The organism is Arthrobacter sp. 05T45, assembly GCF_056395875.1.
The window spans coordinates 57124-67800 of record NZ_JBFTKI010000025.1 but is presented as its reverse complement, the minus strand read 5'-3'; the positions used below and the strand labels follow the sequence as shown (position 1 = coordinate 67800).

At 71.0% G+C, this 10677-nt stretch carries 5 protein-coding genes and 1 pseudogene; 3 read left to right on the top strand and 3 right to left on the bottom strand.

The window, feature by feature from the left end:
* Positions 1 to 446: 446 nt before the first annotated feature.
* Positions 447 to 1082, top strand: a pseudogene (locus tag AC1DGD_RS18585) (ArsR/SmtB family transcription factor); the annotation flags it as partial.
* Between the two features lie 253 nt (positions 1083 to 1335).
* Entirely contained in the window at positions 1336 to 2028 is a 693-nt protein-coding gene (locus AC1DGD_RS18580) for an SRPBCC family protein (protein WP_476857792.1), read from the top strand.
* A gap of 159 nt (positions 2029 to 2187) precedes the next feature.
* Here AC1DGD_RS18580 and yczR read toward each other — a convergent pair whose 3' ends face one another.
* Positions 2188 to 3753 carry a MocR-like transcription factor YczR gene (gene yczR / locus AC1DGD_RS18575; protein WP_476857791.1) on the bottom strand — a complete coding sequence of 522 codons (1566 nt, stop codon included), beginning with the start codon at positions 3751 to 3753 and terminating at the stop codon, positions 2188 to 2190.
* Positions 3754 to 3814: 61 nt separating this feature from the next.
* Between yczR and yczE the strand changes: the two genes are divergently transcribed.
* Positions 3815 to 4528, top strand: coding sequence for a membrane protein YczE (gene yczE / locus AC1DGD_RS18570; protein WP_476857790.1), 714 nt, complete (start codon positions 3815 to 3817; stop codon positions 4526 to 4528).
* A gap of 29 nt (positions 4529 to 4557) precedes the next feature.
* Here yczE and AC1DGD_RS18565 read toward each other — a convergent pair whose 3' ends face one another.
* The gene (locus AC1DGD_RS18565) at positions 4558 to 5424 is read right to left on the bottom strand and encodes a DNA-formamidopyrimidine glycosylase family protein (RefSeq protein ID WP_476850654.1); all 867 of its coding nucleotides are present in this window, start codon (positions 5422 to 5424) and stop codon (positions 4558 to 4560) included.
* Positions 5417 to 10561 carry an Lhr family helicase gene (locus AC1DGD_RS18560; RefSeq protein ID WP_476857789.1) on the bottom strand — a complete coding sequence of 1715 codons (5145 nt, stop codon included), beginning with the start codon at positions 10559 to 10561 and terminating at the stop codon, positions 5417 to 5419. The genes AC1DGD_RS18565 and AC1DGD_RS18560 overlap by 8 nt, the downstream gene beginning before the upstream one ends.
* Between the last annotated feature and the right edge of the window lie 116 nt (positions 10562 to 10677).

The window sequence follows — 10677 nt, the reverse complement described above, 5'->3', positions numbered from 1 at the left end:
CGCTTCCGGCGAACTCGCGATGCCACCCCCGCCCTGCGCCCGTCACACCCCCGCCGTCCGGGTCCCTCGCCTTCCCGCAGTCACCGCCCGCCGTGCTCTCCCGCGAGGCCCGTGCTCCAGTTCGCTGGACTCGTGCCAGGTCGCCGGAATCGTACGGCGACCTAGGACGCTTCCGGCGAACTCGCCATGCGCCGCCGACCTGTGCCCGTCACGCCCCGCGCGCTGCCGCCGCCCGACTCCCTCGCCTACCCGCCGTCCCCTCCCGCCCGCCGTCCTCTCCCGCCGCGGGCCCGAGCTTCAGTTCGCTGGACCCGTGCCAGGTCGCCGGAAACATCCGGCGACCTCGTAGGCTTCCGGCGACGTCGCCATGCGCCGCCACCCGCACACGAGCGCCGACGAGAAAAAAGTTCTTGACAAATAAAATTGTCGGAAGGCAGACTGGAAGCATGTTGGACATCGGAGTGATTGAGGATCCGGCCGCGGCCGAGGCCTCGCTGGACCCGATCCGGACGCGGATCCTGCGCGAACTGGCCGAGCCCGGATCTGCGACGCAGCTCGCCGCGAAGGTGGGCCTGCCGCGGCAGAAGGTGAACTACCATCTCAAAGCGCTCGAGCGGCATGGGCTCGTCGAGCTCGTCGAGGAGCGGCGGCGCGGCAACGTGACCGAACGCATTCTGCGGGCGACGGCGGCGTCGTACCTGATTTCGCCGGCGGCGCTGGCCTCGGTGGCGCCGGACCCGCACCGGTTCTCGGACCGCTTTTCCGCCTTCTGGCTGCTGGCACTCGCTGCCCGCATGGTCCAGGAGATGGGGCAACTGATCGCCGGGGCGGCTGCGGCCCGGCAGAAACTCGCCACCTTTGCCATTGACGGCGAGATCACCTTCCGTTCGGCGGCGGACCGGGCGGCCTTCACCGAGGAGCTCGGGGTCGCAGTGACCAGGCTCGTGGATAAGTACCACGACGGCGGTGACCTCCCCGCAGGTTCCCCGGCAGATCCGCAGGCAGGTTCCCAGGCAGGTCGCCGGCCGGAGGGACGCAAGCACCGGCTGGTCGTCGCGCTGCACCCGGCGCTCAAGGCGCCGCAGCCGAAGGCAGCGCACTCAGACCCACAAACAGCAACCCCACAAACAGCAACCCCACCAACAGCTACCCCACAAACAGCAACCCCACCAACAGCTACCCCACAAACAGCAACCCCACAAACAGCAACCCCACAAACAGCAACCCCACAAACAGCAACCCCACAAACAGCAACCCCACAAACAGCAACCCCACAAACAGCAACCCCACCAACAGCAACCCCACAGACAACCCCACAAGCCAAGGAGCAGGACAATGACTGACCAACGGAAATTCGAAATCGTCTACGACACCGAACTGCCCGGTACCCCGGAACGGGTGTGGGAGGCCGTCACCAAGGACACTCCGGCCTGGATGTTCCCCACGGACCAATGGCCGGCGGTCCGGACCGTGGACGAATACCCCTCCCATCTGGTGTCCCGGATGGACGGTCCGGATGGCTGGTTCAACCAGCTGGAGCACGTCCTGGAACCGCTCGACGGTGGCCGGGCCCGGCTGCACTATGTGCACAGCGGCATCTTCGCGGACAACTGGGATGAGCAGTACGACGGCGCCAGCAAGCACACGGCGTTCTATCTGCACACCCTGTGCCAGTACCTGAAGTACTTCGACGGCAAGCCCGTGGTCTTCGCGGACATCCAGGCACCCGCGGCTTCGCAGACCCCGGACGGCTTCGACCGGCTCAAGCGGGCCCTTGGCGTCGACACTGCCGCTCCGGGCGAGACGGTGGAACTGGAGCTCGACGGCGTCGGGCCGCTGGCCGGCGAAGTGGACTTCTCCAACGAGAACTTCCTCGGCCTGCGGACCGCGGACACGATGTACCGCTTCTTCGGGCGCAACGCCTTCGGCGCGCCGGTGGGCATGACCGTGCACGACTTCAGCGGCAGCGGGGACGCCAGGGCGACGGCCCAAGCCTGGACCGGGTTCCTGGCGAAGGTCTACGCCTAGTTCCTGCGACGCGGATCCCGTCTGGCGATGCCCTGAACGTTCGAGATCGCCGGAACGGGCCGAAGTCGCCGGAATCGACCGGCGACTTCGGACGTTTCCGGCGACCTCGAGACGCGGGAAAGAAAGGGCGTCGCAGGGCGGGCCCGAGGGCGCCCGGTCTCAGGCGATGGCCGCGGCCGGCGGGGACGACAGGTTGCGCCGCAGCTGCGGGGAGGCCTCCAGCCGGTCCTGCGCCGAACGCAATGCCAGCACGGCCGTCTCCAGCTGCTCCGGTGGCAGCGTGAACGGCAACCGCAAGTACTGCTCAAACGCGCCGCCGACGCCGAACCGGGGGCCGGCGGCGAGCCGGATCCCGACGTCGGGGGCCAGCACCGCCAGTGCCGTGCTGATCGGCGCCGGGAGTCGGCACCAGACGGACAGGCCGCCGACGGGCCATTCGGGCTCCCAACCGGGCAGGTGCTCCCGAATCAGTTCCACCAGTTTGTGCCGGTTCCCGCGCAGCGCGGCCAGCCTGTCGGGGAGCGGCTCCGTCATGGCATTGACCAGATGCGCCCCGGCGAGCTGCTCCACCACCGGCCCGCCCAGGTCCAGGGTGGTGCGGGCAGCGGCGAAACGCTGAATGAGGGGCTCGCTGGCGCGGATCCAGCCGGTGCGCAGCCCTGCCCAGTGCGACTTGCTGAGGGAACCGAGGGAGACCACCGCCGGGCTGAAAGCGGCCATGGGGGTCGAGGCGGCGCCGTCGAGGTTCAACTCGCGCAGCGTCTCGTCCACCACCAGCACAGTGCCCGACGCCGCGGCCGCCTTCACGAGCCGGCGCCGCTGGGAATCGGGCATCAGCCGGCCGGTGGGGTTGTGGAAGTCCGGCACCACGTATGCCATCGCGGGCCGCTGCTGGAGCAGCGCCGTTTCCATGGCCTCGAGGTCCCAGCCGCCTGCGCCGTTGTGGGCAAGACCGTTACCGCCTGGGCTGTGGAGACGGCCGCCGTGGACTGCGCCGTTATGGCCTGTGCCGCCGGGTGTTGCGGCAGGCATGGCCACCGGGACCGGTCGGCAGCCCGCAGCCCGGATCGCGTCGAGGGCGTTCGGGTAGCTCGGATGCTCCACCAGCACCTTGGTCCCGGACCGCCCGGCCAATGTGCGGAGCACAATGTTCAGCGCGTGCTGGGCGCCGGAGGTGACCAGGACCTGCGCGGCCGTTGTCGGGACCCCGGCGGCGGTGTACCGGGCCGCAATGGCTTCCCGGAGCGGGCCCACGCCCAGGGCGTCGTAGCCGAAGCCAGGCAGCAGGGCCGGCAATTCGGTCAGGGCCGCGGCAAACGCCCGGTGCACCACTTCGCCGCTCGCGGGCAGGGAGGCGTAAGCCAGGTCCAGGATCCCGTCCGGCACCGCCAGGCCGGGCGCGCCACTTAGCCGCAGGGCTCCGTCGTGGCCGCCGGCATGCAAGGGCCCCTGGCTTGGGATGCAGCTCCGGCTCCGACTGCCCTGGCCGCTGCTGAGGAAACCCTGCTCTCGCAGCAGGGCGTAGGCCGCCGTCACCGTGGTGCGGCTGATGCCAAGGGCCGCTGCCAGCGAGCGCTCGCTCGGCAGGGCGACGTCCAGGGCTACGCGGCCGTCGAGGATGAGCAGGCGGACGACGTCGGCCAGCTCGCGGTAAGCGGGGGCGGCACCGACGTTCCACTCGCCCAGCAGGCGGGCCAGCGACCCCGGAGTCAAAGAGACGGACATAGAGCCAGTATTTCAAACTGGCTATGGATTGCAAGGCCAGTTTTCGTGGAGGATGGAGACCATGTTGACCCGCAGACTCCTCCAGCTCCTCATCGGCCTCGCTCTTTACGGCATTTCCCTCGCCATGGTCATCCGCGCCAGCCTCGGCACGGCGCCGTGGGACGTGCTCCACCAGGGGCTGGCGGCCAGGACCGGGCTCAGCCTCGGCACGGTGGTGGTTGTTGTCAGCTTCCTGGTGCTGCTGCTGTGGATCCCGCTCCGGCAATGGCCCGGCGTCGGAACCCTGTGCAACGCGGTGCTGGTGGGGGTCTTCGCGGACATCGGGCTGGCCCTGATTCCACAGTTTTCGCATCTGGGCGGCCAGATCTGCCTGCTCGTCGGGGCCGTGCTGCTCAACGGCGTCGCCTCCGCCTGCTACATCGGCGCCCGCCTGGGCCCGGGCGCACGGGACGGGCTCATGACGGGCCTCGCCCGGCGGACGGGCTGGCCGGTCCGGGTTTGCCGCACCGGCATTGAAGTGGTGGTCCTTGGCGCGGGCTGGCTGCTGGGCGGCTCGGTCGGTGTGGGCACGGTGCTGTACGCGCTGGCCATTGGCCCCCTGGTGCAGTTGCTGCTGCCGCGGTTCACCGTTCCGGAAGCGCGTCCGGTCCCTGCGGCAGGAACTGAAGCGTCCGGAACTGAAACGGCCGGAACTGAAGCGTCCGGAACTGAAACGGAAGCCGCCGTTGCCGGGACGGCAGTCCCTGTGGCGGCGGGCAGCGGGCCGGCCGATTGATTTCCGCGGGTTAATTCCCGCGGGCGCCGTCAGCCGGCGCCTTCTGTCCCGGGGCCCGGCAGGGGCTGGCAGGTGGGGCAGTAGTAGATGTCCCGTTCCTCGGTCAAAGTGCCGGCGCCGTTCTCCTTGCCCAGGACGCCGCGGCGGATCGGAGTGCCGCATTTGAGGCACGGCTGGTGCTCGCGCCGGTAAACCCAGTAACCGGGACGCCCGGCGGTGCGGCCCACCGGCACGCCCCGCGCGTTCAGCACGGTGGTCCGCCGGCCCGGCCCGAGGTTGGCGGAGAGCAGGACCTGGGCGTCGGTAATGATGGCGGCCAGATCCGGCACTGCCGAGACGGGCGACGCCGGATGGACGCCCGCGAGGAAGCAGGCCTCGCACCGGTAGATGTTTCCGATCCCCGCCAGCTTGCTCTGGTCCAGCAGGGCGACGCCGATAGGAACGTCCGGAGCCGCGAGCAGCCGGTGTTCGGCCTCGGCCGCGTCCCAGTCCGGGCCCAGCAGGTCCGGGCCGAGGTGCCCCACGATGGTGTCCTCCTGATCGGTCCGGACCACCTCAAGGATGCCCAGGGAGAACCCGACGGCGTCGGCCGTGGCGGTCCGCAGCACGCAGCGGGCCGTGAAGCCGGGCTTCCGCCAGCGGCCCCCGGGCGGGTAGACCTGCCAGCTGCCCTCCATCTTCAGGTGCGAATGGATGGTGAGCCGGTCTCTGGGCGTCGGGCCCTGGACGCGCATCAGCAGGTGCTTGCCGCGGGGCACCACCTCGGCCACGGTCCAGCCGCCGAGTTTCAGGGTGGCGAAGCGCGGGACCCGGAAGTCGGAGGAGACCAGTTCCTTCCCGGCCAGGGCAGCGTGCAGCTGTGCGGCGGCGCGGAAGACCGAATCGCCCTCAGGCACGGATCCTCAGTCCCTTGGGCGTGGAATAGGCCCCGGCCTGGGCGAGGGCAGCCGCCACCGGGGTGTCCAGGATGCCGTGGCCGTTGACCTTTTCCATGATCAGCTTGTCCACCGCGCCGCGGGTCACCACACCCACCAGGGCCGTGCCGGCCGCGGCCAGGACGTCGGGGTCGTCGATGAACGCGAGCAGGGTCTTGCCGCCGCGCTCGACATAAAGCGCCAGGGCGCCGTCGACCAGGACCACGAGGGCGCCGGCCTTCCGGCCCGGGCGGTGGCCGGTGCCGGCGTCGACGTTGAGGGCAGGCCACGGCAGTGCGGCGCCGTACGGGTTGGCGGGGTCGGTCGCGGCGAGGGCCAGGGCCACCGGCTCGGCCTTGTGCAACTCGGCGTCCTCGACGTAGGACCGCAGCCGGTCCACCGTGGCCGGGACGGCGAACTGCGCCGCACCGAGGTGTTCGATGAAGTAGCCGCGGCGGCAGCGTCCGGCTTCCTCGAGCCGGGCCAGCACCTTGTACATGAGGCCGAAGCCGCCGAGGATGTTTTCTGCCATGACCGAGCCGCGGGTGACCACGCCGTAGCGGTCCAGCAGCAGCTCCGCGGTGGCCCGGGCATGGATGGTGGGATCGAGCTCCGGGGAGGGCAGCGCGGACCAGCGTCCCGCGGCGAGCGGGGGAGCGGGCGCGGTGCCGGTCACGGATCCGTACCGGCCGCCGGTGAGTCCCGGTGATCCGAGCAGGCCGGTGCCGTGCGCCCGTCCGAGCCGGCTGAGCCGCGGCGCGCGGGCCCGCGGGGCGCGCCCCACCTGCCGGTGCGCGGTGTGCCCGCCGGCGATCAGGGCCCTGACGGGGGCGAACGTGTCGCCGGTAATCCGGCCCGCCCAGGCGAGATCCCAGAGTGCGGCCACCACGTCCTGGTCGCTGAGCACCGAATCCATGCCGCCGGCAACCTCGGTCAGCTGCCGGAAGAAGTAGCCGCCGCCGTTGTTTTGCAGGTGCTCGAGGAGCCGTCGCTGCGCGTCGCCGGGTTCGAAGTCGATGGACGGGTTCAGCGTCAGTTCGGCCGAATCGGCGAGGTGCAGGCTCACCCAGCCGTCGTTGCCGGGCAGCGAGCCGGCACCGGACCAGAGGACCTCGCCGGCGGCCATGAGCTCGTCCAGCATGGCCGGCTGGTAGTTGGAGACGCGGCTGGCCAGGACAAGCGGCTCCCATGCCGAGGCCGGAATGGGCACGCCGGAGAGCTGGTCGATGGCCGTGATAATGCCGTCCAGGCCGCGGAGCGCGGACTGCCCGCGGCCGCCCGGGGTCCGCACGTTCTGCCAGGCGGGAAGGAATCGGCCGTAGGCGGCGGCGTCCACCGGTTCGACTTCGGCGCGGAGCGCGGCGAGGGAACGGCGGCGCAGCCTGCGGAGGACTTCGGCGTCGCACCATTCGCTCACACCCGCCGCAGGCAAAAGGGGAGGCAAAACGGCGGGCTGGAATGCCTCCTCGCCGGATCCCTCCACCTCGGATTCTTCACCGCCGGCTGCCGTGCTGGCTGACGTGCCCGCCGGTGGCGCAGCGTGCGGGCGGAACTCTCCTTCCACCACGCGTCCGTCCGCGGCCAGCCGCTTCAGTGCCGTGCCGACGACGGCGACGCCCAGTCCCAGCCGCGCCGCGGCCTCGGCGGCGGTGAAGGGCCCGTGCGTGCGGGCGTAGCGCGAGACGAGGTCGCCGAGGGGGTCCGCGACCGGTTCGATGAAGGCCAGCGGCACACCCATGGGCAGCGGCACGCCGAGGGCATCCCGGAGCCGGGCGGCATCCTCGACGGCCGCGAAGCGTTCGATGCCGCCGATGTTGACCTTGATCGCCCGGTTGGCCCGCTGCAGTGCGGTGAGGTGGGCGGCGGCGTAGGCCTCGGTTGCCGGGGTTTCGACAGGCAGGCCCCCCTGGTCAGTCTGGTCAGCCCCGGCGGTCCCGGCAGCCTCGCTTCCCTGGGCTGGGCCCGCCACCGGCTCCAGTCGGGCGGCGACCTCGTCCGGCGAGAGCGGACCGAGGAGGCGCAGGAGGTCCGCGACGCCCTCCAGCCCGCGCACCTGGCGGTCGCGGGCCAGCCGCTGCAGTTCGCGCTCGGTGGCCTCGATGACCTTCGCATCCAGCAGTTCGCGCAGCTCCACGCGGCCCATGAGCTCGTTGAGCAGGGTGGAATCGAGGGCCAGGGCGGCGGCCCGGCGCTCCGCCAGCGGGGAGTCGCCTTCGTAGAGGAACTGGGCCACGTAGCCAAAGAGCAAGGACTTCGCGAATGGTGAGGGCTGCTGGGTGGTGGTCTGGACGATCCTGAGCTCGCGGCGCTCGACCGACGCGGCGATGTCCTTCAGCGCCGGAAGGTCGTAGACATCCTGCAGGCACTCGCGGACCGTCTCGAGGACAATCGGGAACGTCGGGTACTTCCGGGCAACATCCAGCAGCTGCGCCGAACGCTGCCGCTGCTGCCACAAGGGCTGCCGCTTGCCGGGATTCTGCCGGGGCAGGAGCAACGCGCGGGCCGCGCACTCGCGGAACCGGGAGGCGAAGAGGGCGCTCCCGCCGACCTCCGCCGTCACGATCTGCTCGATTTCCTCCGGGTCGAACAGGAACAACTCGGCGCCCGGCGGCTCATCCTCCATCACGGGCACGCGCAGCACGATGCCGTCGTCGGCGGCCATGGCCGAGCCGTCCATCCCGTAGCGCTGCTGCAGGCGCTGGCCCACGGCCAGGGCCCACGGTGCGTGGACGGGCATGCCGAAGGGGCTGTGCAGCACCACGCGCCAGTCGCCGAGCTCGTCGTGGAAGCGTTCCACCACGAGGGTCGTGTCGCTGGGGACCACCTCGGTGGCGAGCCGTTGTTCGGCGAGGTACTGGATCAGGTTGTTCGCGGCGTAATCGTCCAGTCCGCTGGCCTTGCACCGCTCGGTGGCCGGCCCGACGTCGGACGCCGCCAGTTCGCGCATAAACGCGCCGAGGGCGCGGCCCAAGTCCACCGGCCGGCCCAGGGAGTCGCCCTTCCAGAAGGGGAGCTTGCCGGGCTGGCCGAACGCCGGCGAGACCAGGACACGGTCGTGCGTGATGTCCTCGATCTTCCAGCTGGTGGCGCCGAGGGCGAAGATGTCGCCAACCCGGGATTCATAGACCATTTCCTCATCGAGTTCCCCCACCCGGCGCCCGCCCTTGGCCGCGGCGGCGGCCGGGCTGGCTGCCCTGCCGTCCGCACTGGCGCCGCCGGAGGAACCGCTACCGCCGGTGCCCTCGACTTCGGTGCCGATGATGTAGACGCCGAACAGCCCGCGGTCCGGGATGGTGCCGCCGGAAGTGACGGCGAGCCGCTGCGCGCCGGGCCTGCCCTCGATGGTCCCGGCGTTCCGGTCCCAGATGACCCGGGGGCGCAGTTCGGCGAATTCGTCCGAGGGGTAGCGCCCGGCAAGAAGGTCCAGGGTGGCTTCGAACGCGGAGCGGGGGAGCGAGGCGAACGGCGCCGACCGTCGGACCGTGTTGAACCAGTCCTCCACGTCGATGGCACCGAGGGCCGTGGCGGCGACCGTCTGCTGGGCCAGGATGTCCAGCGGGTTGGCCGGTACGCTCAGCCGCTCGATCTTGCCCGCGAGCATCCGCTCCACGGTGATGGCCGTGTGGACCAGGTCCGCCCGGTGCTTCGGGAACAGGACGCCCTGGGAGACTTCGCCGACCTGGTGGCCGGCGCGGCCCACCCGCTGCAGGCCGCTGGCCACGGAGGGCGGCGACTCGACCTGCACCACCAGGTCCACGGCACCCATGTCGATGCCGAGCTCGAGTGAGGACGTGGCCACGACGCAGCGCAGCCGCCCGGATTTCAGGTCATCTTCGATCAGGGCGCGCTGGTCCTTGGACACGGAGCCGTGGTGGGCGCGGGCCAGCACGGGATCGGCGCCGGCGGTGCTCCCGGCTTGGGCCATCATGTGGGCCGGTGTGGCGGTGGAGGTGGGCTGCGCGGCGGCGCCGCCGGACGGCATGCCCACGCCGCCGGACGGCACTGGACTCGGCACGTCATTCGGTCCGGCTTCGAAGTCCGGGGCGCCGGCGCCAAAGTCCGTCCAGCCGCCGCCGGCTGCCAGGAGCTGGCGTTCGGCGTAGATCTCGTTGAGCCGGGCGGTCAGCCGTTCGGCGAGGCGGCGGGAGTTCGCAAACACGATGGTGGACTGGTTGGCGAGCACCAGGTCCACGATCTTTTCCTCCACATGCGGCCAGATGGAGGCCTGGGGCTGCAGCCCGGAGGCCGGGCCGGAGTCGAAGGCCCCGGCGGCGCCCTGGAGATCGGACATGTCCTCCACCGGGACGGAGACGGTCAGGTCCCAGTTCTTCCGTGACGGAGGGGCGACAATTTCCACCGGCGCCGAGCCGGCGAGGAACTGCGCCACCAGCTCCTTGGGTTCCACGGTGGCCGACAGCCCGATCCGCTGGGCGGGCTTGGGCAGCAGCGCGTCCAGCCGTTCCAGCGATACTGCCAGATGCGCCCCGCGCTTGGTGCCGGCGACGGCGTGGACCTCGTCGACAATGATCGTGTCCACTTCGCTGAGGGTTTCGCGGGCCTTGGACGTCAGCATCAGGAAGAGCGATTCCGGGGTGGTGATGAGGATATCGGGCGGGTGGCTGAGCAGCGAGCGGCGGTCCGACGCCGTCGTGTCCCCGGACCGGACGCCCACGCTAATCAGCGGGGCCGGCAGGTCCAGGCGTTTGGCGGTCTGCGTGATGCCGATCAGCGGCGCGCGGAGGTTGCGTTCGACGTCGACGCCGAGAGCCTTGAGCGGGGATATGTACAGCACGCGGGTCTTGCGCTGGGGCGCCTTGCCTCGAGCAGGCTTCCGGCGCCCGCCCTTGGCCGCCGGGTCCAGGCCGGGCAGGGCGTCGGGCTCTGCGGGCGCGGAGACGAGCAACCGGTCCAGCGCCCAGAGGAACGCGGCGAGCGTCTTGCCGGAGCCGGTGGGTGCGACGACGAGGGCGTGCGCACCGGAGGAGATGGCATTCCAGGCGCCGTTCTGGGCCGGGGTGGGCGCGGAAAAAGCGCCCAGGAACCAGTCCCGGGTCGGCCGGCTGAACCGGTCCATGGCGTCGGCCGCGAGTGTGCCGCCGGCGAGCTCCTGCCCCTTCATTCCTCCATCATGCCCTACCCCGCCGACACTATTGGCCGGGCCCCATCGTGGGGCGCCGGGCCACATCATGGGGCGGCGGGTCCCGCGGGGGCCAGGTGCCCCGGGACGGGCGGGAG